The sequence below is a fragment of the Rathayibacter sp. YIM 133350 genome (genome assembly GCF_037404875.1).
Classification (GTDB): Bacteria; Actinomycetota; Actinomycetes; order Actinomycetales; family Microbacteriaceae; genus Orlajensenia.
Genome location: NZ_JBBELO010000030.1, coordinates 1 through 21,935, shown reverse-complemented (window position 1 = coordinate 21,935; position 21,935 = coordinate 1). Strand labels below are relative to the sequence as shown.

Genomic DNA, 21,935 nt, shown 5'->3' with positions numbered 1-21,935 from the left:
GCGTCAGTCGGGCTCGATGCCCTCGTCGACCGATTCGCGGTCCCGCTCGTCGACCGAGCCGTCGTCCGCGTGCAGCGCGGCGTTCCGCTCCCACTCCGAGAGCAGGTGCTCGATCGCGCCGTGGAAGCGGGCCGTGGCGGCTCCGGGCGTCGTGTCGCCGAAGTAACGCTCCACCCAGACCTGCAGACGGGCCTGCGCCTCGTCGCCATGGGCCAGGTCATCGACGATCCGCACGATGTTCGGCGCATCCTCAGCACTCAGCCACTCGCAGTCCGAGAGGTAGCCGCCGTTGTCGATCTCGGCGGCGGGTTCCACCGGCCGGGTGATGAGAAGGGGCTTGCCGGTGGCCAGCCGGTCATAGACCATGGCCGAGATGTCGACGATGGCCACATCGGCGGCCGCCAACTGCCAGCCCAGGTCGGGCCCCGTGTCGTACACGTGCTGCGCCGTGGCATCCGCCGCGTTCGCCTGCTCGATCATGCGGACGATCGCGCGGTCGGCCGCACGGTAGGCGTCGTCGACCACACCGGAACGCGGATGCGGACGGTAGATCACGCGATGCTGCGGGCTCGCCAGCAGCGATCGCACGAGTGCCACGCCGTGGGTCGCGATGGAACCGTAGGCGGCTGCGGCGCGATCCCCCTCCCACGTCGGCGCGTAGAGCACGACCTCACGATCGTCGGGCACGTAAGGAGTGGCGCCGGAGTAGTGGTCGGCCTGCGGGCGGCCGATGGAGAGGGCGCGCTTGTCGAAGTCGTAATCCCACAGCACCCGCTCCAGCCGCGCCCGCGCGGCGTCACCGGCGATGAGCGCGTAGTCGTAGGCCTTGTACTGGTTGGTGGTCATGTACATCTTGTCGCTCTCACCATGGTTGATGAAAACGTGCCAGCGACGCCCGTATCGCATCATCTGGAAGTTCTTCGCGTTCTGGTTCACGTACAGGATCACCCGCAACTCCTGCTCGGCGATCACCTGCTCCAGGTCGTTCACCTTGCGCACGTAGGCCACGGGAACCGGGCACTCGTCGAGCAGGGCGGATGCCGCCCCCGAGGTGCGCGAGAGCACGAGCACGGGCCAACGCTTGGCCAGTTCGGCGAGCGGCTCGTACCACTGGCGCATCTGGTACAGGTTGACGGGGCCGTCGGCGAAGTACACGCCGATGACGAATCGGCCGCGCTTCAGCGGCGGGGCAACATCCAGCTTCTGCGCGAGCTGCTTCTGCGCCCGTCGGTTGACCAGTACCCGCTTCGCGAAGCGGTACCCCTGCCGAACGTCGTTCACTGCACCCACCCGATCAACCCTACTGAAGGGTGCGGAGCTCAGATCACGGGAGGGCGCCCCGCACGCGACATACGCCAGATCGTTACCCAGCGCATGCGGCGACGGCCCCCGGGATCGACCCGCCAACCCTCGCGCCACCCCGCCCACCAGGCCCGTGCCCCTGAAGGCCGGCGGGCGAAGCGCAGCATCTGCACGAGCGTCCACGAGCCCACGTAGAACGGAATGAGGGGCGCGGGCAGGTTGCGCCGTGCCAGCCACACGCGGTTGCGCGCGTTGAGGCGCCAGTACTGCGAGTGCCGGGTAGGAGCGATGACCGGATGATTCGCCACGAGATCGCCCGCATACCAGGCACGCAGGCCCTGATCCCACACCCGCCACGCCAGTTCGATGCCCTCGTGGGCATAGAAGAAGGGCTCGCCCCATCCGCCGGTGGCATCGAAGACCGCTCGGGGAAGAAGCACTGCACCCTCCCACACCGAGAAGACAGGACTCGAGTGATCGGCCGACCCCTTACGGATGCGCGGGATCCAGCGCCGCGGCGAGACCACCCCCGCCGGGTCCTCCACCCGTGGTTGCAGCAGGCCGATGGAGGCATCGGCGCGCAGGCGGGCAACGGCATCCAAGAGGAAGCTGGTCGATGGCAGCGACGCGTCGTCGTCGAGGAAGAACAGGTACTCCCCCGTCACTCGCGGCACGCCGCGATTGCGGCCTGCGGGAATGCCGACGTTCTCGGGAAGCGCCAGCGCGCCGACACCCTCCGGAAGATCTCGCGGCTCCCACCCGTTCCCGACGACGACGATGTCGAGGCTCACCCCCGTCTGATTCAGAAGGGAGCGGATGCCGGCGGCCAGGTCATCGGGGCGTCGGCCCTGGGTGAGCACGACGACGCCGATGCCGACCTCAGGAACGGACACGCTTCGACGCGAGGATGGCCACGAAATGGCCGACGAGGGAGAGCAGCGCGAGGGGAACCAGGACGGCGACGACGACGCGGTCTACGTTCGGCTCGCCGACGAAGAGACCGACGAGTGCCGCCGCAAAGGCGATCATGGTCAGCTCCACCGAGTGGTAGAGCCGGTGGAAGGGCACGAAGCGCGCAACCCGTCGCAACGCGGCGATCGCACTCTGCGTGGGCGCGGATTCGCCGTGGGTGTCGGCGAGCTTGCTCAGTCCGGCGTTGGCTCGCGCCACGTGCACCATGTCGTTGAGCGCCTTGTTGAGCACGATGATCAATGCGAGAAGGGCCCCGAGCGTCGTCCAGAGGTAATCGTCGGGTGCATCGAAGGGCCACGCCGCAGCACGGATGCCGAGGGCCAGAGGAATCAGCGCCTCGGTCGTGTAGTGACCCACCTTGTCGAGGAAGACCCCGGCGGGAGAGGACGTTCCGCGCCAGCGCGCGACCTCGCCGTCGCAGCAGTCCACGAGCATCTGGAGTTGACCGAGCACAAGGGCGAGCAGGGCTCCCCAGATACCCGGGATCAGCAGGGCCGCGGCGGTCGACCAGCCCACGAGGATCATGAGCCCCGTCACGCCGTTGGCCGAGATGGGCGTCTTCAACAGGTACCAGGTGAGGTACGGCGAGAACCGCCGCAGGTACAGCGAGGCCGTCCAGTGCTCGGCGTTGCGGCGACCGCGCACCTCGGGCGGCTGGGCGACGGCGCGCAGTTCGGCGATCGACGTCGGCCGCGCGGCGTGGGCTTCGGCCACTGTCATCTCCCGGTGTGTGCTGCGATGTTGTTCGTCAGGGCGAGATACCCGGCGATGAAGCCGGTGCCCCAGCAGACGTGAATGCAGGGCAAGACTAAGAGAAACCAGGCACTCACGCGAATTCCGTCGCCCCGTGTCGCCACCGGCGTGGCGAGCACCACGAACAGCGCGTAGACGGCCGGCGCCGCGAAGCCGACGAGCAGCCACGGCGCCGCCCCGAGCATGGCCTGGATGATGCCGCCGATGCCCAGCAGCACCCCGATGCTGACGCCGAGCACCATGAGCGGGGGTGCGAAGTAGCGCAGGCCGTTGTTCGCCGGGAAGCGCCGCGCCAGTTCCCCACGCCAGAGTCCCGTCGAGAACATCTGGCGTGCGAGCCGGCTGAGGCTCGGACGGGGACGGTAGACGACCTGCAATGCGGGCGTGAACCACACGGTCTCCCCTGCGGACCGGAGGCGCCGGTTGAGTTCCCAGTCCTGCCCGCGCTTGATGCGCTCGTCGAAGAGGCCGACGGCCTCGATGGCCTCACGTCGGAAGCATCCGAGGTACACCGTCTCGGCCGGACCCTCGGTGCCCCCGACATGGAACGACGAGCCGCCGAGTCCGACGCGGGTGGTGTAGGCCCGAGCGACGGCTCGCTGGAACGGGCTGTGCCCCTGGGCGTCCATGACGCCGCCCACATTCGCCGCACCGGTGCGGAGAAGGGTCTCCACCGCGATGCGGGCGTACTCCACCGGCAAGCTCGAGTGGGCATCGACCCTGATGACGATCGGATAGCTCGACGCACGGATGGCGGCGTTCAGCCCGGCCGGCGTGGAGCCGATCTCGTTCTCGATCACGTGGATGCGCGGATCGCGCTTCGACATGTCGGCGAGCAGCTCGGTCGTTCCGTCGATGGATGGCCCCAGGGCGACGGTGACCTCGAACGGGCCGGCGTAGTCCTGCTGGAGGAGGCTGTTGACGGCCGCACGTACATGCGTCACTTCGTTGAGCACGGGCATCACGTACGACACCCCGGGAAGCGACGGTGCTTCTGCGCTCGTGGCGTTCTCGCTCATTGGCTCCAGTCGTTGCAGGTCCGGTCGAGCCTATCGCACCGCCCTGAAGCGACGCCCGCATGCGGCAGGCGCCCGCGGTGTTCCGCGAGCGCCTGCACGAGTGGAAGGAGGAGGAGGACTACGAGGTCAGCTCACCGAGCGTCACGGTGGTGGTGGCGCTCTTTCCGTCCCGGGTGTACGTGACATCGGCCTTGGCACCGGCGGGCAGGTAGCGCACCTGTGCGGTCAGGTCGTTGGCATCGCTGATCGGCACGCCGTTGAACTCGGTGATGATGTCACCGGCCTTCAGGCCTCCCTTGTCGGCGGCGCCACCGGAGGTGACATCCTTGATCTGCGCACCGACGATGCCGTCCTTGGTGCTGTCGGCCGGCTGCACGGATGCGCCGAGCAAGCCGTGGCTGGCCTTGCCGCTCTCGATGATCTCATCGGCAACGCGCTTGGCGAGGTTCGCCGGAATGGCGAAGCCGACACCGATGCTGCCCGACTGGCCGCCGCTGCTCGCCGCGTCGCTCGCGCTGGCGATCGCCACGTTGATGCCGATCAGCTGGCCCTTCGAGTTGAGCAGCGCCCCACCGGAGTTGCCCGGGTTGATGGCTGCGTCGGTCTGGATGACCGGCAGTGAGATCGACGAGGACGTCTGCGTGGGCGTCTGGCCCGGCAGGTCGAAGTTCCAGAAGTCGAACGGGCTGCCATCGCCCTGGTCGTCGGGTGCCTGCTGCTGGTCCTGGCCGTTGTCAGGGGCGGCCGAAGACGCCACCTGGATCGAACGGTTCAGCGCGCTCACGATGCCGTTGGTCACGGTGCCCGCGAGACCGAGCGGCGCGCCGATCGCGATGGCCGAGTCGCCGACGTTGAGCTTGCTCGAGTCCGCGAAGTCGAGCGGCGTGAGGTCGGAGGCATCCGTCAGCTTGATCACGGCGAGGTCGGCGACGGGATCGGTTCCCACGACCTTGGCCGCGTACAGCTTGCCGTCGGAGGTCTGCACCTGCATGGTGGTCTGGCTGGCGTTGCCATCGAGCGTCACGACGTGGGTGTTGGTCAGCACGTAGCCGTCCTTGGAGAGGATGACGCCCGAACCGGTTCCGCTGCCGCTGTCGGAGGTGACCGAGATGGTGACGACGCTCGGCGAGGCCTTGGCCGCGACGGCCGTGATCTCATTGACGGAGTCGCTGTTGTTGACGACGACGTTCTGCGGAGTGGTCGAGCTCGCCGTCGAGGTGGAGTCGTTCTGGTTGTCGACGAGCGCGGTGACACCGGCGCCAGAGACGCCACCGATCAGGGCGCCGGCGATGAGTGCAGCGACGATGGGAAGGGTTGCGCGACGTGCGCCCGACTTCTTCTCGTCGGTCGCGGTGCCGGTGGTCGCGTAGGGCTGTGCACCATACGGCTGGGTCGGCTGCGTGTGGTGCGGCTGCTGGCCGTACTGGGGCTGCCCGTACTGCGGCTGGCCGTACTGGGCCTGCTGCGCATACGGATGCGGCGCCGAGTCGGGCGCGTACACGGTCGCGTTCGGGGTGGCAGGCTGGCCGAACGCGCCGGTCTGCTGGCCGGGGGCCGGCGTGTGCTGCGGGGGCAGCGGGGTGGTGGGCTGGGTGGCCGCGGCCGACGGAGCCTCCGCCGGGGTTGGCGCGGCAGTCGCAGCAGGAGCGGCGTCGGTGGACGAGTAGGCGGGTGCCGCATCCGTCGTGGCCGACTCGGCGACCGGCTGTACCGGGGTCGTGGAGGCGGTGTTCGACTCCGCGTTCTTCGACTCTGCGGTGGTCTCGTTCTCAGTCACGGGCTTCGCGGGTTCCTGGCCGTCCGGAGTGGGGGTGGTGCTCTCGGTCATGGTTGCTCCTTCCAAAGCGATACCAGCTTCATCGCCCTACCTGTGCATTCAATTCGTGCAGACTGGGAGCAGGCTAGCGCGCACTTATGAGTTCCCTAAGCCGCTTGACGAGGCAGGAATCAGCAGCCGGGCCCGCTCGGATTCTGCGTGCAGGAATGCGCGACGAGCACGGTCTCGGCTTCACCGGCGAGTATCGACAGCGGTGCAGCCGACACTGCGAGCGTACCCGCGATCGAACGCCATGGCTGCCCGGCGAAGCTGTATTCTGCGCTGTAGTCGACGCTGAGTACGGCCGTGTACCGTCCGCTGCTCCGGTAGACGTGGCTCGTCGGAGTGGCGTCGAACTCGGCCAGGCGAAGCCCAGTCCAACTGCCGCCGCCCGACGCGAAGGCGGCGCTCGTTCCGTCGCCGTAGGTCCAGCGGTAACGAACAGGCGTGAACCGAACGGCGGCCAGGAATCCCAGCAGCGTGCCATTGACGACGTCGACGGATGCCTGCCCGTAGAAGTTCGTGGGCAAGCCCACCACGGCCCAGCCGACCGGATCCATGCCCTGGGTCGGCGGAGTCGGCCGGAATGAAGCGATGTCGCTCAGGGTGACGACGGTGGGGAGCGGAGTCGCCGGATTGCACACCACGGGCCCTGAGCATCCGAGCGCTCCGGCGTCGCCTTGGCCGCCTTCCACAGCGCGGCGAGAGACCGGCACGCCGTTCTCGTTGATGACCGTGGTGAGTGGCGGCGGTGCGTCACTCTGCTCGCCATCGTCGGAGCCACCGGTTGACTCGCCGCCCCCTGATCCCCCGCCACCGGACGCGCCGGTGCCGGCGGACACATCGACATGATCCCCATCGATTGAGCCGGTCGAGTCGGGAACATCGCAACCGCCGGCCAACTGGTCGAGGCGGGCACAAGTATCCGCGACGGCAGCGCCAACTGGCAGCCCGACGAGAAGGAGGGTTGCGACCACTATCGCTATGGCACGACGTTTCATCAGCAGAAGTTGCCCGACGTCCATAGTTCCCGCTCGGAAACACGGATTTTGCCGCCGTTGGAGGTTGCTCCGACGACAAACGGTGTTATCGGGTTCCGATCGGGCTTCACCATTGAATGTCCTTCGGCATCGATGAGATTGGTCCCCGAGACGTCATCACAAACGTAAATGCGGATCGTCACGGCACGCGCGTCCCTATAATCCGCAGACTCGAGCTTGTACGTCCTGAACGTTGATGTCCCGGTCGTGTGAGCTCCCAGAGATTGAAGCTGTGCTGCAGTGCTCAACGCGTCCGCTAGCACCTGGCCCGTGGCCACATCTTTGTAGCGATCAGAATTCCGTCCGCCATCTCGAGAAACGCCATCATCCACCGCCAAGTACGCCGCATACGCCTTCTCCGCCGCGGCGAGCGCCTCCTCGTCGGAGGCGAACACAGGGGTCGCCGTCGGCGTCGGCGTGGGGCGGGGTTCGGCTGCCGGTTCACATCCGGTAAGCACGAGTGCCGAGAGCACGGCCGCCATCGATAAGGCGAGGCGGAACCGTGCGGCGCGCATTCCGTAACGCTAGAACATCTGCCCTCCGGGCGCAGGAGATATCCACAGCCACCGGGCGATTCGCATAGCCTGAGACCAGGCGGGCGGGCCGCACCGGGGCCCGCATCCGACGCCCACCGAGAACAGCACCACCCCAGCACCGACGGGAGCGACATGGCGGCAGCACCGTGGCAGCGCGCGGCAACCGGGGCGGGTCTGCTCGCGCCCGACGGAACGATCGCCGCAACGATCTTCGCGGAGATGAGCGCCCTCGCCACCCGCACCGGCGCCATCAACCTCGGTCAGGGATTCCCCGACGAGGACGGCCCCCGCGAGGTGCTCGAGGCCGCTCGGGAGGCCATCGCCGACGGCGTCAATCAGTACCCGCCGGGCATGGGCTTCGCGGTACTGCGGGAGGCGATCGCTGCGCACCAGGAACGGTTCTACGGCATCCGACTCGACCCCGACCGCGAGGTGCTCGTCACGGCCGGCGCGACGGAGGCACTGGCCGCGACCCTGCTCGCCCTCGTCGACGAGGGAGACGAGGTGCTCACCTTCGAGCCGTTCTACGACGCGTACGGCGCGCTCATCGCCCTCGCCGGCGGCACCCATCGCACCGTGCCGTTGCGCGCCCCCGACTTCCAGCCTGATCTCGACGAGCTCAGCGCGGCGGTAAGCGACCGCACCCGCGTCATCCTGCTCAACACGCCCCACAATCCGACCGGGTCGGTGTTCCCACGCCCCGTACTGCAGCTCATCGTCGAGCTGGCGCACCGCCACGACGCTCTCATCGTGACCGACGAGGTGTACGAGCACCTTCTCTTCGATTCCCCGCACGTGCCGATCGCGACCCTGCCCGGAGCCCGCGAACGCACCATCACCATTTCGTCGGGCGGAAAGACCTTCAGCACAACGGGGTGGAAGGTGGGCTGGCTCACCGCTCCCCCGCAGCTCGTCACCGCCGTGCTCGCCGTCAAGCAGTTCCTCACCTACGTCAACGGCGCCCCGTTCCAGCCTGCCATCGCCCTGGGGCTCGGCCTGCCCGACGCGTTCTTCACGAACATCGCGGCCGTGCTCCGTGAGAAGCGGGACCTCCTCGCCAGTGGCCTGCGCGAAGCCGGCTTCGGGGTGTCGTTGCCTGCCGCGGGCTACTTCATCGTGGCGGATGCCGCCGGGCTCGGCGCGCGCGATGGCGTCGACTTCTGCCGGGAACTACCCGGAAAAGCCGGCGTGGTCGCCGTTCCCATCAGCGCCTTCGTCCATGCCGACCGGCGGTCTGCCTACGGAAGTCTCATCCGGTTCGCGTACTGCAAGCGGATCGACGTTCTGCAGCGGGCAGCCGCACAGCTCGCCGCGCTGCGAACCTGAGGGCCAACACCCCCCGCGACGCCGAGCCCCTTCAGCGGGGCGTCACTGCATAGCGCCGCAGGGCCAGCGAGGGGTTGGTGCGCCGCACCGCGGTGATGCGCTCGGCGGAGATCCAGCCGATCGCCACGTCCGTCGTCTCGCCGATGGTGGCCAGCTCAACGCCCATCGGATCGATAACGAAGCTGTTGCCCACCCCGATCGGTGGCGCGTGATCGGCCGCGGCGAGATAGATGGTGTTCTCGATGGCGCGGGCGGTGGCCAGCGTGCGCCAGTGGTGCTCCTTGAGCGGACCACGCACCCACTCCGCGGGAACGAGCACGAGATCGGCGCCGGCGTCCACCAGCCGGCGCGTGACCTCGGGGAACCGGATGTCGTAGCAGGTCTGCATTCCGACCCGGACGCCGCCCACCGAGAACGTCTCCGGCTCGGCAACGGGGCCGGCGAGCACCCAGTCCGACTCCTTCTGGCCGAAGGCGTCGTAGAGGTGCTGCTTGCGATAGACCGCGGCCACGTCGCCGGAGGGCTCGATCGCGACGAGCGTGTTCGAGAACAGCCGCCCCTCAGGGGTGTCCTCGAGCACGCCGGCCACCAGGTGCACGCCGAGTTTTCCGGCCAAGGATGCGAGCCTGGCGACGAAGGCGCCATCGAGCGGCTCAGCGGCCGCGACCATCTGCGGCCCGAGCTCCGGCGTGAAGAAGGCCGAGTACTCCGGGAAGACGACGAGACCGGCGCCGCGTGAGACGGCCCGTCGAGCGAGCCGCTGGATCTCGGCGAGATTCGCAGCCGCATCCGCAGTCGGGGCGAATTGTGCGACGGCGACCCCGAGGCTTTCAGCCATCGACGATGTCGTCGAAGTCGTGATGCTCGCGCAGGTACTCGGCCACGAACGGGCACTTCGCCACGAGGCGTTCGCCACGCTGACGGATGTCAGGAAGCATCGCCTCGACGAGAGTGGTCGCGACGCCGCGCCCCTTGTATGAGGGCAGGGTCTCGGTGTGCGTGACGATGATCTGGCCGTCGCGCAGCTTGAACTCCGAGTATCCGGCGATGTGGTCGTCGATGCTCAGTTCGTAGCGGCCGCCGTCCTCGTTTCGCCGCACCTCCACACGCGGCTCGGGAACGGCGAGCGCGGCATGCTCGGGGTCGATCACCACTGCCTCCCGCGGCTCGTCGTCGGGCTCGACGACTGCAGTCTCCGGTGCGGTCTCATTGCTCATGTCAGCCTCTTCCGTTCGATTTCAGCATCCCGCATCCGCGGCGCAGCGTCGAGGGTGCTCAGCCGCCCAGCGACGCTCCTGTGCACAGGCTAAACCTCCGACGTGCCGCTCGTGCGTGTTGGAGGGCGTGCCCGCAGTGCGGCGACGTGCTCGACGGAGGCGTGATCGTGGACAACGACGGCATCCTGGTCAGAACCCCGAGCTGCTCAGCGCACATTTCTCCTTATATGTGGACGATATAAGCGATATCATGACGAAGTGACATCGATCGCACTCATCGTCGACATCGTCGGCTCGCGCCAACTCACCAGTCGCGCGAAGGCTCAGGAGGCGATCCGATCCGCTTTCGAGCGGGCGGAGGAGCATTTCCCGGCGGAGTTGCCCCTGTGGGCGACAGTCGGCGACGAGTTCCAGGCGCGCTTCACCCGTCTCGGAGCAGCACTGGCCATCACAGCACTCGTGAGACTGACGCTGCCTGGCGACGTTGACTGCCGCTTCGGGATCGGAGAAGGGGATGCGATCGAGGTCGAGGTCAACAATGACGGGAGCTCCATCCAAGACGGCTCTGCGTGGTGGCACGCTCGCGAGGCGATCTCGACTGGCCGTCGACTGCAGACCTCCGGGCATCCGTATCTGCGAACCTGGTTCGCCTCAGACGACCCGAGTCTGACCGCCGCCGTCAACGCCCTTCTCCTGCAGCGCGATCAGGCCATCTCGCGAATGAAGAGCCGCGAGCGGCGACTGGCCGCCGGCCTGCTCGAAGGCAATACCCAGACCCAACTCGCCACCGTCGAGCGCATCAGCCAATCCGCCGTCTCCCAGACGCTCAGCCGTTCCGGTGCTATCGCGCTCGTCAGCGGATTGAAGCAGTTCTCGGGCGGAGGTTCACGATGATCTCGCCTCTGCTGCTCCTCACCGTCGCCGTGGTCGACATCGTCATGGGCATCGCCGGAATGCCCGAGCCACGCACGGGAAAGAACGCGCCCTCCATTCCGGTGCGAGTCGTTTGGCTCGGGATGCTCGTTGCAGTCGCGCTGCCGGCGGCGGGTTGGCTCGTCCTCGCCGCTCCCCTCCCTGCCGCGGTCGCCATCGCCTTCTTCGCGGCGGTCTGGATCTGGCAGGAGTGTCGATTCATCCGGCGAGCCGCGAACGCGTGGTTCATTGCGGCGGCGCTCGCACTCGTCGTCGCCGTCGTCATTGGAGTCTTCACCGAAGCGGGAGAACGGGCCGTGTCTCCACTCGTCACCGATTACTCTGACTACGCGAAGAGCATCGGCCTTCCGCTCGCGCCCGAGTTGCTCGTGGGTGCGGTGGCCGTGGTTCTGATTCTGACGCGCACGGCGAACCTCATCTGTCGCGCGGCGTTGGGTCGAACCGTCGTCATGGAACCGTCCGCGCCATCGGGACCGCGTCGATGGACGGTGTCGATCCGGTCCCGGGAACTCGCATCCGTCGCGGAAGACGACACGCTACGGGCGGCCAGCGTCGGCGATGCCGCGACGACACTCAAGGGTGGTCGAGTGATCGGACCCCTCGAACGCATCCTGATCACCGCCCTCGCTCTCGCCGGCGCAGAGGCCGTGATCGTCGGCCTGCTGGCAGCGAAGGGCATCGTTCGCTTTCCGGAGATCAGCGCCGATGAGCGCAGAGGATCCAAGGCCGAGGAATTCCTCGTCGGCAGCCTCGTCAGCTGGACGATTGCGGGCCTCGCGGCGGCCTACCTCGCGACTCTGCAGAATGGCTTATAAAGCGCCGTTATAAGCCATTCCACGTGAACTTGTCTCTGAGAATTCTCGAGGTCGGCGGCTGTGCAGGTCGCCCTCTCAGTCGTGAACGTACGAGGCCAGCGCCGGCCCTGGACGCACGACCCCGTTGACGATCGCCCCGATGGCGAACTCAGTCGCGTCGGCGAGGTCGACGACCGAAGGGTCGAGCAGCCACTGCAGCTGCAGTCCGTCCATCACCGCGAGGATGGAGGCCGCGGCCTGATCGATTCTGGCGGAGTCGCTCACGTTCTCCTGTGCACACAATTCGCGGAAGGCCCCATCCACGTCGCTGCGGAGCACCCGGTAGCGCTTCTGGAAGAACTCGCGGGCGGCATGGCCGTCGGTGACCGACTCGGCGGAAAGAACGGTGTAGGCCTGCACGATCCCGGGCCGCAGCGAGTTGCGCAGTGCCGTCCCGACGAGGTGCATGAAGAGGGCGGGACCCCCAGGGATGTGGCGCTTCGCCAGACCTGCGACGTCGTCTCTGTCGCGGAATTCGAGCACCTCCAGCAGCAGCCGCTGCTTGGATCCAAAGTGGTGGAGCACGCCGGCGTGTGTCATGCCGACCTCGTCGGCGACGTCGCCGAGAGTCCCGTTCGTCGATCCCTTGGCGCCGAAGACGTCGAGCGCGGCACGGAGGATCTCGGTGCGTCTGCGCTCCGTCTCAGGGCGCGCATTGCTGGTGTTCCCGGTGCTCATAACTCTCCATCGGGCTCGGCTTGTGTAGTGAAATACTATCCAGTACTCTCTGTTCAGCTTACTTACTTGCAAGTAAGTAAAGTGTCCGGCTAGCCGGTCCACCCCGCCCAGAGGGGCACACTGAAGTGTCTTACAAAGGAGAAGCAATGAGGCTCAAGCAACATCTGATCGTGGGGGGCGCGGTCGTCGCGCTCAGCGCGCTCGCACTGACCGGATGCTCCGCGTCATCCGGCGGTGACAAAGCGGCCGGCAGCGGCTCGCTCACCGTCGCGAAGCCGGACGGTTCTTCCGTTCTCGCTACGCAGATCAACAACCCGTTCATCAGCACGGGCTCGGGCATGTCCCTCGGCTACGACCGCATGCTCTACGAACCGCTCGCCATGGTGAACCCCGTCGGCAAGAACGAGACGACCCCGTGGCTGGCATCGAAGGTGGAGTGGAACAGCGACTACACCCAGCTGACCGTCACCCCGCGTGAAGGCGTCAAGTGGAGCGACGGCAAGCCCTTCACCGCCGATGACATCGTGTTCACCTTCAGCCTGATCAAGAAGACTCCCGCTCTGGACCTCGCCGGCCTGAAGCTCTCCGACATCAAGAAGGACGGCGACAACGTCGTCCTGAATTTCAGCGAGTCGAAGTTCGTCAAGCAGGGCGACGTGCTGCAGACCAGCATCGTTCCCGAGCACCAGTGGAAGGACATCAAGGACCCGGCGAAGGACCCGGTGAAGAAGGCCGTCGGCACGGGCCCGTACACGGTCGGCAGCTTCTCGTCGCAGGGCGTCGTCCTCAAGGCTCGCTCCGACTACTGGGGCGGCAAGGTTCCCGTCGGCACGCTGAAGTACCTCGAGTACAACGACAACACGGGCCTGCTCCGCGCACTGCAGAGCGGCGAGACCGACTGGGCCCAGATCTTCATCACCGACTACAAGACGAACTACGTCGACAAGGACCCGAAGCACAACGTGTTCTGGGGCGCCAACGTGCTCAGCCCCGACATGATCCTCGTCAACACGACCACGGCTCCGTTCGACAACGTGGCGTTCCGCAAGGCAGTGAACATGGTCATCGACCGCAAGGCGCACGCCGAGAAGGCCCGCAGCAACGCCGGCCCCGAACTCACGAGCGTCACGGGCATCCCCCAGCCGACCGGCGACCAGTACATCGCTCCTGAATACCAGGACCAGAAGTTCTCGATCGACGTGGACGGCGCGAAGAAGGTTCTGACCGACGCCGGCTACACGTGGAACAACGGCGCGCTGACGGATCCCTCCGGTCAGCCGGTGTCCTTCACGCTGCAGGACCCCCAGGGCTGGAACGACTACGTCACCGGCATCCAGCTGGTCGCGTCGCAGGTCAAGACCGCTCTCGGCGCCGACGTGCAGGTGGCGACTCCTGACGCCAACACGTGGTTCGGAAACATCGCCTCGGGCAGCTTCCAGGCCGCGCTGCACTGGTCGGGCTCGGGATCGAACCCGTGGCACATCTACGACGACACGATGAACGGCGCCTACCTCGACCAGGCATCGGGCGGACAGGTGGCCGACAACTTCGGGCGTTACAACAACCCGGAGGCGACCAAGCTGCTTCAGCAGTACGCCAGCGCATCGGATGACGCGACCCGCACCGAGACCCTCAACCAGATCCAGAAGATCTTCGTTGAGGACGTGCCCGCCATCCCGATCGGTACGCACCCGACCCTGGGCGAGTACAACACGCGCAAGTACACCGGCTGGCCCAGCGAGGATGACCAGTACGCGACCGCCGACCCGACGCAGCCGTCGGCTGTCCAGGTTCTGATGAACCTGAAGCCCGTCAAGTAGCCATCCCGTGCATCTGGGGTGGATGGTGGACCTCACGGTCCCCATCCACCCCGGATGCGCATGCTGTGAGCCTGAAAGCATTTCCTCATGACAGATTCCCTCCTTTCCATACGCGACTTCTCGGTCGTGTATGACGTGGATCCGCCGGTCGCGGCGGTCAAGAACGTCACCATCGACATCCAGCGCGGCGAGATCGTCGGCCTTGCCGGAGAGAGCGGGAGTGGGAAGACCACTCTCGCCTACGGCATCCAGCGCCTCCTCAAGCCGCCGGCGGTCATCACCAGCGGCAGCGTCGTCTTCCACGACGCCGACGGAGACGACATCGACGTGAACACCCTCGACGTTGAGGACATGCGCCGGTTCCGCTGGGACAAGATCTCCATGGTCTTCCAAGGGGCGATGAACGCCCTCAACCCGGTCACGACGATCGGCTCGCAGCTCGACGACGTGTTCCTCATCCACCGTCCGGAGATGAACCGCTCGGAGCGACGCGCGGCCGTGATCGAGCTGCTCGAGATCGTCAAGGTGGGTGGACAGCGAATCCGCTCCTACCCTCACGAACTCTCCGGTGGCATGCGCCAACGCGTGATGATCGCCATGGCCCTCGCGCTGCGCCCCCAGCTGATGGTCATGGACGAGCCCACCACCGCCCTCGACGTGCTCGTGCAGCGCGAGATCCTCAAGCAGATCTCGCAGCTCCGGCACGAATTCGGCTTCTCGGTGATCTTCATCACCCACGACCTTCCGCTGCTGCTGGAGATCAGCGATCGGATCGCGATCATGCGCGAGGGCGAGATCGTCGAACTCGCGACCTCCGAGCAGATCTGGTCGGATCCCGAGCACGAGTACACCCGAAGCCTGCTCCGCTCGTTCCCCCGCCTCACCGGCGAGAAGGGAGTGGTGGTCCGATGACCACTCTCGAGTTCAAGAACGTCACCAAGATCTACAACGTGCGCGGCTCCGGCCAGCTCAAGGCTCTCGACGACGTGAGCTTCACGCTGCATTCGCGCCAGACCATCGGCCTCGTCGGCCAGTCGGGCAGCGGCAAGTCGACGATCGCGAAGATCCTCACTCAGCTGGAGACGCCCACTCGCGGCGAAGTGCTGCTCGACGGCACCCCCATCCCGCGCGGAGGCGCCGGCCTGCGCAAGTATCGCCAGCAGCTGCGGATGGTCTTCCAGGATCCATTCGCGTCTCTGAATCCCTATCACTCGATCCGCCATCACATCGAACGGCCGTTGCGGTTGGACAAGGTCGTTCCGCGTCAGGAGCTCGACGACGAGGTACGGCGCCTGCTGCTGCGCGTTCGACTGGACCCCGATTCGGTGATGGAACGCCGTCCCCACGAGCTGTCCGGAGGACAGCGCCAGCGCGTGGCGATCGCCCGAGCACTCGCCTCCCGTCCCGCCCTGCTCGTGGCCGACGAGCCCGTCTCGATGCTCGACGTGTCCATCCGCCTCGGAGTCCTGAACCTGCTCGCCGACCTGCAGCGTGAAGAGGGACTCGGCGTGCTCTACATCACCCACGACCTCGCCACCGCGCGCCACTTCAGTGACGAGATCATGGTGCTCAACCAGGGCAAGGTGGTCGAGCGCGGCACGGCCGACGACGTCATCCTTCATCCCCGCGACCCGTACACCCGCGAGTTGCGGGCTGCCTCACCCGACCCGGAGGAGTTCTTCCGCAACCGGGCGGCATCGATCCTCGGAGGTGTGCGATGAGCGCCGACCTGTCAACCGGCCACCACGATCCCGAAACGGTGTCGTCCGTCGACGGCCAATCGCTCGTCACGCTGCCCGTCGATCAGGCACCGGCAGAGCCTCTGCCTGTGGATCCGACGCTCGTCGGCACGACCGCGACCAAGGCGGAGCGCGGCCACAGCCGCATACCGTGGCGGTTCATCGGCGGCCGTGTGTTGTTCTACGCGTTCACCGCATGGGCGGCCATCAGCATCAACTTCTTCATCCCGCGGATGATGAAGGGCGACGCCGTGCAGGCCTACATGGCCGGCAGCCGAGGGCTGCTGCAGCCCTCAGCCGAGAAGGCGCTGCGCATTCAGTTCGGCCTCGACAACTCCACGACGGTGTGGGAGCAGTACGCGCACTACTGGGGAATGCTCTTCCGTGGCGACCTCGGCATCTCGATCTCGAGCGGCATGGCGCCCGTGAGCGAAGTCATCGGCGCAGCCCTCCCATGGACGCTCAGCCTCGTCGGCATCGCGACCATCATCTCGTTCGTCGTCGGAACCATCGTCGGAGCCGTCGTCGGCTGGCGGCGCGGCGGGCGACTCGACTTTCTCGTACCGGTCACGACCTTCTTGGGCACGGTGCCCTACTTCTGGCTGGGACTGATCTTCATCGCCGTCTTCTCGTCGTTGCTCGGCTGGTTCCCGGCCGGCCACGCCTACGAGCTCGGCGTGGAGCCCGGCTTCAACGTCGACTTCATCTCCCAAGTGCTCTCCCACGCGGCTCTCCCGGCGCTCACCATCGTGATCGCCTCGGTCGGAGGCTGGGTGCTGGGCATGCGCAACATGATGCTCACGGTGCTCGACGAGGACTACGTCACGGTGGCGCAGGCCAAGGGAATGCCTGACAAGCGCGTTCTCTGGCGCTATGCGGCACGCAACGCGGTGCTCCCCCAGATCCAGAGCTTCGCCCTCGCCCTCGGGTTCATCGTCGGCGGCACCCTCGTTATGGAGATGGTGTTCTCCTACCCCGGTATCGGGCTGCTGCTGCTCGGGGCGACCAACGCGAAGGACTACGCGCTGATGCAGGGCATCTTCCTCGTGCTCGTGCTGGCGGTGCTCATCGCAAACATCCTGGCGGACATCGCGTACGCCATCCTCGATCCTCGCGTTCGCGAGACGGAGTCCTGAACATGAACGCTCCCGCAGAGAAGTCCTCGACCCTCGTCCGACCCGCCGGCGCCGGCACGCCGGAGACCGCCAGCGTGCTCACCGCCGACCTGTCGACCCCCAAGAAGAAGACGTTCTGGACCCAGCTGAAGTCATCCTTGGCGATGTTCAGCAACCCGAAGTCGACCGCCGGCCTCATCATCCTCGGCGTCTTCGTGCTCGTGGCGATCTTCGCACCGTTGATCGCGCCGTACGACCCGACGACGCAGAACCTCAACGAGACCCTGCAACCTCCGTCGTTCAAGCACCTGCTCGGAACCACCCACATCGGGGAGGACGTCTTCAGCCAGCTCGTGTACGGAACCCGCGGCGTGCTCGTGGTCGGATTCCTCGCGACGATCATGGCCACGATCACGGCGATCGTGGTGGGAGTGACGGCGGGCTACCTGCGCGGCTGGAAGAGCGAGTCCCTCTCGGCACTGTCGAACGTGTTCCTCGTGCTTCCCGCGCTGCCGCTGATGATCATCATCGCGTCGCAGTTCCAGAATCCACCGCTTATCCTCATCGCGGCCGTTCTGGGACTGACCGGATGGGCCTGGGGCGCACGGGTGCTGCGCGCACAGACGATGTCGCTGCGCAACCGCGACTTCGTTCAGGCGGCGCGCGCCAACGGCGAGCCCCTGCACCGCATCATCCTGGTCGAGATGCTCCCGAACCTGATGGCCATCATCGCGTCGAGCTTCGTCGGCACCATGACCGCGGCAGTTCTCGGCCTCACGACCCTTGCGTTCATCGGCGTCATCCCGGTGTCGAACCTGAACTGGGGAACCATTCTCTTCTGGGCGCAGCAGAACAACGCCTTCCCCGACTACTGGTGGTGGTACGTGCCGGCCGGTCTGTGCATCGCGCTTCTCGGCGTGGCCCTGGCACTGGTCAACTTCGGCATCGACGAGTACGTCAACCCGCGTCTTCGCTCGGCGGGCGAGCGCGCTCGCGCCATGAAGAAGAAGGGCATGAACATGAATGCCGCCGTCACCCAGGTGCGCACGATCGACGCCGTGGTCACGGATGCGGAACCCGGCCGATCCGCGACGGGAAGTTCGACCACATGAGCTCCGCCCAGACGGTGAACGCCGAGCAGACGGTGAACGCCGATCAGGCCCCGGGGGTGCTCCCCTATCAGGATCCGATGCTGAGCACCGCGGAGCGCGTGTCCGACCTTCTCGGGCGAATGACCGTGGAGGAGAAGGTCGGGCAGATGCTGCAGCTCGACGCACGCGACGACCTCGATGACATCGTCGTGCGACGCCACGTCGGCTCGATCCTGCACACCTCTCCGGAGCGGATCCTCGAGGCGAACCGGCTCTCCGAGGGAACCCGTCTGCGCATCCCGCTGCTCGTCGCCGAGGACTGCATCCACGGGCACTCGTTCTGGCCCGGCGCGACCATCTACCCGACCCAGCTCGGCATGGCCGCCTCGTGGGACGCGGAGCTCATCGAGCGGGTCGCGCGGGCGACGGCAGAAGAGGTCGCCGTGACAGGGGTGCACTGGACCTTCTCACCGGTGCTCTGCATCGCCCGGGACCTGCGATGGGGCCGCGTGAACGAGACGTTCGGCGAGGATCCGTTCCTCATCGGCGAGTTCGCGAGCGCCATGGTGCGCGGCTATCAGGGCGAGGGACTCGATGATCCGACCGCGATCCTCGCGACGGCCAAGCACTTCGCCGGATACTCGGAGACCCAGGGCGGCCGTGACGCGAGCGAGGCCGACATCTCGCAGCGGAAGCTCCGCAGCTGGTTCCTCCCGCCGTTCGAGCGCGTCGCGCGCGAGGGATGCCGATCGTTCATGCTCGGCTACCAGAGCATGGACGGCGTTCCGATCACCGTCAACGACTGGCTCCTGAACGACGTGCTCCGTGGCGAGTGGGGATACACCGGCACGCTGGTCACCGACTGGGACAACGTCGGCCGCATGGTCTGGGAGCAGAAGGTGCACACGGACCACGCCCACGCGGCCGCCGCGGCGGTCACTGCGGGCAACGACATGGTAATGGCCACGCCGGAGTTCTACGAAGGCGCGCTGGACGCGGTCGCCCAGGGCATGCTCGCCGAGGACGCCTTCGACGACGCCGTCGCGCGCATCCTGACCCTCAAGTTCGACCTCGGACTCTTCGAGAATCCGCGCCTTCCCGTCGATGGGCTCGACGCCGTGGTCGGCAGCGCTGAGCATGCCGAACTCAACCTCGAGGTCGCACGCCGCTCGATCGTCCTTCTCGAGAATGACGGAATCCTGCCGCTCGCTGCCACCGACCCCGTGCGCGTGGCGGTGGTCGGCCCCCTGGCCGACGACGCCCAGACGCAGCTCGGCGACTGGGCCGGCGGATCCGGTCAGGCCGGCTGGCTCGACGGTCAGCCCCGCGAGATGATCACGACCGTGCTCGACGGTCTGCGCCAGATCGACGGCTGGAGCATCCAGCACGCACGCGGTGCCGACATCCTCACGCTCGAGGACGACCCGCAGGGCACGCTCTTCCCTGACGGACAGCCGCGGCCGCACATCGTCGTGCCGTGCGCGCCCGACCAAGGACTCATCGACGAGGCCATCGCGGCCGCGGAGGCCTCGGATGTCGTGGTCGCCGTGGTCGGCGACCGCATCGAGCTCGTGGGCGAGGGTCGCTCGACGGCGACGCTCGAGCTGATCGGTGCCCAGATCGCGCTCCTCGACGCCATGATCGCGACGGGAAAGCCGGTCGTCGTCGTGCTGCTCGCGTCCAAGCCACTCGTGCTGCCGCCCTCGGTGGCGAAGGCCTCCGCGGTCATCTGGGCTGCCAACCCCGGCATGCTCGGCGGTCAGGCGATCGCCGAGATCGTCGCCGGAAAGGTCGAGCCGTCAGGGCGCCTGCCGATCTCGTTCGCCCGGCATGTGGGTCAGCAACCGACGTACTACAACCAGATCCGTGGTCAGCACGGCGACCGGTACGCGGACCTCACGATGGCGCCCGCGTGGGCGTTCGGCGAGGGCCTCTCCTACACCACCGTGGAATATGCCGACCTGCAGCTCGCACACGGGGTGCTCGGCACGGGCGACACCATCGTCGCGGAGGTGACCGTGACCAACACCGGGGAGCGCCCGGCTCGGGAGACGGTGCAGGTCTACGTGCGGGACTGCGTCACGAGCGTCAGCTGGACGGACAAGGAGCTGAAGGCCTACCGGCAGGTGGACCTCGCCCCGGGTGCGTCGACCACGGTGCGCATCGAGTTGCCCGTCGCCGAATGCTCCATCGTGGACTCCGCTGCGCATCGCCACGTCGAACCGGGTGAGTTCGAGCTGCTGGTCGGCCCGTCCTCTGTCGATGAGGCGCTGCTGACTGCGCGGTTCGAGGTGCGCGACGACGCCTGACGAGCATCCAGGGCATTGCCGCGCGCATGACGTCATCATGCGGGCGGACTCCGTTCGGACACTTACGATCGTTCCGCTGCCTTCGCCGCCCATCAACGTTGCAACGGCCCGGCCGTCGTCTACTTCGGGGGTTCGTAAATCGCGTAACTGCGCACCTCCGCGCAGCCGGGTTTGACGAGAATCACGCCGAAGACTTCGTTGCCGTTGTACGTCGCGTTCTGCATGGTTGGGTATCCGCCCACATACCCGTTTCGTGTCGCGTAGTCGGAGACCTGTTGCAGGCGTTGCCCGATGTCGTCGACGGGTATGTTGTTCAATTCGCCCGCTCTGCTCACATCCTGAACGACGACGGACGATTCGGGGAGAAGGATCGCGCCGTAGACGCGTTCCTCGTATTCGGCACCGAAGTAGGTGGGAAAGCCGACCCGGAATCCATTCTGGGCGGCGTAGGTGTGGGTCGTTATCATGTGCGCCACGAAGTCGTTCAATGGGACGTTGCCCAACTGCCGTGCGGGGACATCACGCCAGGTGGCGTGCTCGGCAGTGAAGCAGACGCAATCGACCCAGAGGCTCCCATCTTGGTGCCTCTTCGTGATGTTCGTTGGAAAGGCACCGATGAAACCCTCGTATCCGGCCATCTTGTTCGCCCACCGATACAGCTGCGGGAAGTCGGGTTGGGGTTGGGGTACGTCCGAGTCCTCTGAACAGTGGATCTTGATCGTCAGGGAGTAATTCACATCGGCGATTGCTCCACTTCCGCGGAAGTTCGGTGTAACGGTCTTTTCATATTCCCGATCCGCGAAGAACATCCCGCCGAATGACACCGTCTCTGTGTAGTCGAAGAGATGGTCGTTCTTGTCCCAGGCTGTGAACGCGTCGATCATTCCGTGGGCGAAGGCGGCGACAAGCCCAACGGCGACGCCAGCCACAGGAGTCGCCACGGCCCCGACCGTCCCAGAGATCGCGGTAGCGATGGCGGCGTACGCATATTGCGTTCCCTCGTTCGTCCAGCTGTCGTTCTCATCGATATCCCACCCGGACAGCGCGAACGTGACGCTGCGGTCGGGCGATTTGAGCGTCCATGAGTATTTGGAGAGATCACGAGATTCGCCGTCGTTGATGCGGACGTAAGAGTCCATGACGAACGGGGCTTTGTCTCCGTTCGTGAGAATCGCGCCGGTCAGCAGGAACTTGTCGGACGAGAGGTCGGATTCGGTCTTCGCGCAGTGCACTTCGAGCAGCTGCACCTTGATGGTGAACATGAGACACCTTTTCGAGTCGGTGGAGCACGGTCGCTTCGGGTGATCAACTCATTCGGATGAGCCCGGTCCTTCCGTTCAGCCGGGCCGGCCTCTAGGTGTACCCGGCCATGAGGTTGGTGGCGTTTCGGGCTTGACGTGAGGAGAACCTCCGGG

General features: G+C 66.5%; 20 protein-coding genes. 9 read left to right on the top strand and 11 right to left on the bottom strand.

Annotation, left to right across the window (positions count from 1 at the left end; translation table 11 throughout):
• Positions 1-3: 3 nt before the first annotated feature.
• The 7 genes from WDJ51_RS09730 to WDJ51_RS09700 form a co-directional block, all read right to left on the bottom strand.
• Complete coding sequence (locus WDJ51_RS09730; RefSeq protein WP_337852259.1) at positions 4-1,290, bottom strand: CDP-glycerol glycerophosphotransferase family protein; 1,287 nt, start codon at positions 1,288-1,290, stop codon at positions 4-6.
• 29 nt (positions 1,291-1,319) lie between these two features.
• Entirely contained in the window at positions 1,320-2,195 is an 876-nt protein-coding gene (locus WDJ51_RS09725; protein ID WP_337852258.1) for a glycosyltransferase family 2 protein, read from the bottom strand.
• Positions 2,182-2,994, bottom strand: coding sequence for a CDP-alcohol phosphatidyltransferase family protein (locus tag WDJ51_RS09720; protein ID WP_337852257.1), 813 nt, complete (start codon positions 2,992-2,994; stop codon positions 2,182-2,184). Before WDJ51_RS09720 ends, WDJ51_RS09725 begins: the two co-directional genes overlap by 14 nt.
• Positions 2,991-4,046 (bottom strand): glycosyltransferase family 2 protein, encoded by a 1,056-nt coding sequence (locus WDJ51_RS09715; RefSeq protein ID WP_337852256.1) that lies wholly within the window; start codon positions 4,044-4,046, stop codon positions 2,991-2,993. The genes WDJ51_RS09720 and WDJ51_RS09715 overlap by 4 nt, the downstream gene beginning before the upstream one ends.
• Before the next feature lie 118 nt (positions 4,047-4,164).
• Positions 4,165-5,874 carry a S1C family serine protease gene (locus tag WDJ51_RS09710; RefSeq protein WP_337852255.1) on the bottom strand — a complete coding sequence of 570 codons (1,710 nt, stop codon included), beginning with the start codon at positions 5,872-5,874 and terminating at the stop codon, positions 4,165-4,167.
• A gap of 119 nt (positions 5,875-5,993) precedes the next feature.
• On the bottom strand, positions 5,994-6,704 hold the full coding sequence (locus WDJ51_RS09705) for a PKD domain-containing protein (RefSeq protein ID WP_337852254.1): 711 nt from the start codon (positions 6,702-6,704) through the stop codon (positions 5,994-5,996).
• Positions 6,705-6,862: 158 nt separating this feature from the next.
• Positions 6,863-7,417: a hypothetical protein gene (locus WDJ51_RS09700; RefSeq protein WP_337852253.1), complete on the bottom strand. Its 555-nt coding sequence runs from the start codon at positions 7,415-7,417 to the stop codon at positions 6,863-6,865.
• A gap of 153 nt (positions 7,418-7,570) precedes the next feature.
• Between WDJ51_RS09700 and WDJ51_RS09695 the strand changes: the two genes are divergently transcribed.
• Positions 7,571-8,764, top strand: coding sequence for an aminotransferase class I/II-fold pyridoxal phosphate-dependent enzyme (locus tag WDJ51_RS09695; protein WP_337852252.1), 1,194 nt, complete (start codon positions 7,571-7,573; stop codon positions 8,762-8,764).
• 31 nt (positions 8,765-8,795) lie between these two features.
• Here WDJ51_RS09695 and WDJ51_RS09690 read toward each other — a convergent pair whose 3' ends face one another.
• Both WDJ51_RS09690 and WDJ51_RS09685 read right to left on the bottom strand, forming a co-directional pair.
• Positions 8,796-9,602, bottom strand: a complete 807-nt coding sequence (locus WDJ51_RS09690; protein ID WP_337852251.1) for a carbon-nitrogen hydrolase family protein — start codon at positions 9,600-9,602, stop codon at positions 8,796-8,798.
• Positions 9,595-9,981 (bottom strand): GNAT family N-acetyltransferase, encoded by a 387-nt coding sequence (locus WDJ51_RS09685; protein ID WP_337852250.1) that lies wholly within the window; start codon positions 9,979-9,981, stop codon positions 9,595-9,597. The genes WDJ51_RS09690 and WDJ51_RS09685 overlap by 8 nt, the downstream gene beginning before the upstream one ends.
• Positions 9,982-10,239: 258 nt before the next feature.
• Here WDJ51_RS09685 and WDJ51_RS09680 point away from each other — a divergent pair, with 258 nt between their 5' ends.
• On the top strand, positions 10,240-10,875 hold the full coding sequence (locus WDJ51_RS09680; protein WP_337852249.1) for a SatD family protein: 636 nt from the start codon (positions 10,240-10,242) through the stop codon (positions 10,873-10,875).
• On the top strand, positions 10,872-11,729 hold the full coding sequence (locus WDJ51_RS09675; protein ID WP_337852248.1) for a hypothetical protein: 858 nt from the start codon (positions 10,872-10,874) through the stop codon (positions 11,727-11,729). Before WDJ51_RS09680 ends, WDJ51_RS09675 begins: the two co-directional genes overlap by 4 nt.
• Positions 11,730-11,804: 75 nt before the next feature.
• On the opposite strand, the gene WDJ51_RS09670 is transcribed toward WDJ51_RS09675, so the two are convergent.
• Positions 11,805-12,446, bottom strand: coding sequence for a TetR/AcrR family transcriptional regulator (locus WDJ51_RS09670; protein WP_337852247.1), 642 nt, complete (start codon positions 12,444-12,446; stop codon positions 11,805-11,807).
• Positions 12,447-12,592: 146 nt separating this feature from the next.
• On the opposite strand from WDJ51_RS09670, the gene WDJ51_RS09665 reads away from it, so the two are divergent.
• From WDJ51_RS09665 to WDJ51_RS09640, 6 genes are all read left to right on the top strand, one after another.
• Positions 12,593-14,266 carry an ABC transporter substrate-binding protein gene (locus tag WDJ51_RS09665; RefSeq protein WP_337852246.1) on the top strand — a complete coding sequence of 558 codons (1,674 nt, stop codon included), beginning with the start codon at positions 12,593-12,595 and terminating at the stop codon, positions 14,264-14,266.
• Between the two features lie 87 nt (positions 14,267-14,353).
• On the top strand, positions 14,354-15,178 hold the full coding sequence (locus tag WDJ51_RS09660; protein ID WP_337852245.1) for an ABC transporter ATP-binding protein: 825 nt from the start codon (positions 14,354-14,356) through the stop codon (positions 15,176-15,178).
• Positions 15,175-15,987 (top strand): ABC transporter ATP-binding protein, encoded by an 813-nt coding sequence (locus WDJ51_RS09655; RefSeq protein ID WP_337852244.1) that lies wholly within the window; start codon positions 15,175-15,177, stop codon positions 15,985-15,987. The genes WDJ51_RS09660 and WDJ51_RS09655 overlap by 4 nt, the downstream gene beginning before the upstream one ends.
• Complete coding sequence (locus tag WDJ51_RS09650; RefSeq protein WP_337852243.1) at positions 15,984-17,141, top strand: ABC transporter permease; 1,158 nt, start codon at positions 15,984-15,986, stop codon at positions 17,139-17,141. Before WDJ51_RS09655 ends, WDJ51_RS09650 begins: the two co-directional genes overlap by 4 nt.
• A 2-nt stretch (positions 17,142-17,143) precedes the next feature.
• On the top strand, positions 17,144-18,232 hold the full coding sequence (locus tag WDJ51_RS09645; RefSeq protein WP_337852242.1) for an ABC transporter permease: 1,089 nt from the start codon (positions 17,144-17,146) through the stop codon (positions 18,230-18,232).
• A 77-nt stretch (positions 18,233-18,309) separates the two neighbouring features.
• Positions 18,310-20,520: a glycoside hydrolase family 3 N-terminal domain-containing protein gene (locus WDJ51_RS09640; RefSeq protein WP_337852315.1), complete on the top strand. Its 2,211-nt coding sequence runs from the start codon at positions 18,310-18,312 to the stop codon at positions 20,518-20,520.
• Positions 20,521-20,639: 119 nt separating this feature from the next.
• Here WDJ51_RS09640 and WDJ51_RS09635 read toward each other — a convergent pair whose 3' ends face one another.
• A complete protein-coding gene (locus WDJ51_RS09635; RefSeq protein WP_337852241.1) occupies positions 20,640-21,782 on the bottom strand; it encodes a hypothetical protein in 1,143 nt (380 codons plus the stop codon).
• Positions 21,783-21,935 lie beyond the last annotated feature (153 nt).

Bases quoted from the DNA above. Each gene is read 5' to 3' on its own strand.
- WDJ51_RS09720 (WP_337852257.1), bottom strand. From the start codon at position 2,994: ATGACAGTGGCCGAAGCCCACGCCGCGCGGCCGACGTCGATCGCCGAA.
- WDJ51_RS09715 (WP_337852256.1), bottom strand. From the start codon at position 4,046: ATGAGCGAGAACGCCACGAGCGCAGAAGCACCGTCGCTTCCCGGGGTG.
- WDJ51_RS09710 (WP_337852255.1), bottom strand. From the start codon at position 5,874: ATGACCGAGAGCACCACCCCCACTCCGGACGGCCAGGAACCCGCGAAG.
- WDJ51_RS09700 (WP_337852253.1), bottom strand. From the start codon at position 7,417: ATGCGCGCCGCACGGTTCCGCCTCGCCTTATCGATGGCGGCCGTGCTC.
- WDJ51_RS09695 (WP_337852252.1), top strand. From the start codon at position 7,571: ATGGCGGCAGCACCGTGGCAGCGCGCGGCAACCGGGGCGGGTCTGCTC.
- WDJ51_RS09690 (WP_337852251.1), bottom strand. From the start codon at position 9,602: ATGGCTGAAAGCCTCGGGGTCGCCGTCGCACAATTCGCCCCGACTGCG.
- WDJ51_RS09685 (WP_337852250.1), bottom strand. From the start codon at position 9,981: ATGAGCAATGAGACCGCACCGGAGACTGCAGTCGTCGAGCCCGACGAC.
- WDJ51_RS09675 (WP_337852248.1), top strand. From the start codon at position 10,872: ATGATCTCGCCTCTGCTGCTCCTCACCGTCGCCGTGGTCGACATCGTC.
- WDJ51_RS09670 (WP_337852247.1), bottom strand. From the start codon at position 12,446: ATGAGCACCGGGAACACCAGCAATGCGCGCCCTGAGACGGAGCGCAGA.
- WDJ51_RS09665 (WP_337852246.1), top strand. From the start codon at position 12,593: ATGAGGCTCAAGCAACATCTGATCGTGGGGGGCGCGGTCGTCGCGCTC.
- WDJ51_RS09660 (WP_337852245.1), top strand. From the start codon at position 14,354: ATGACAGATTCCCTCCTTTCCATACGCGACTTCTCGGTCGTGTATGAC.
- WDJ51_RS09655 (WP_337852244.1), top strand. From the start codon at position 15,175: ATGACCACTCTCGAGTTCAAGAACGTCACCAAGATCTACAACGTGCGC.
- WDJ51_RS09650 (WP_337852243.1), top strand. From the start codon at position 15,984: ATGAGCGCCGACCTGTCAACCGGCCACCACGATCCCGAAACGGTGTCG.
- WDJ51_RS09645 (WP_337852242.1), top strand. From the start codon at position 17,144: ATGAACGCTCCCGCAGAGAAGTCCTCGACCCTCGTCCGACCCGCCGGC.
- WDJ51_RS09640 (WP_337852315.1), top strand. From the start codon at position 18,310: ATGCTGAGCACCGCGGAGCGCGTGTCCGACCTTCTCGGGCGAATGACC.
- WDJ51_RS09635 (WP_337852241.1), bottom strand. From the start codon at position 21,782: ATGTTCACCATCAAGGTGCAGCTGCTCGAAGTGCACTGCGCGAAGACC.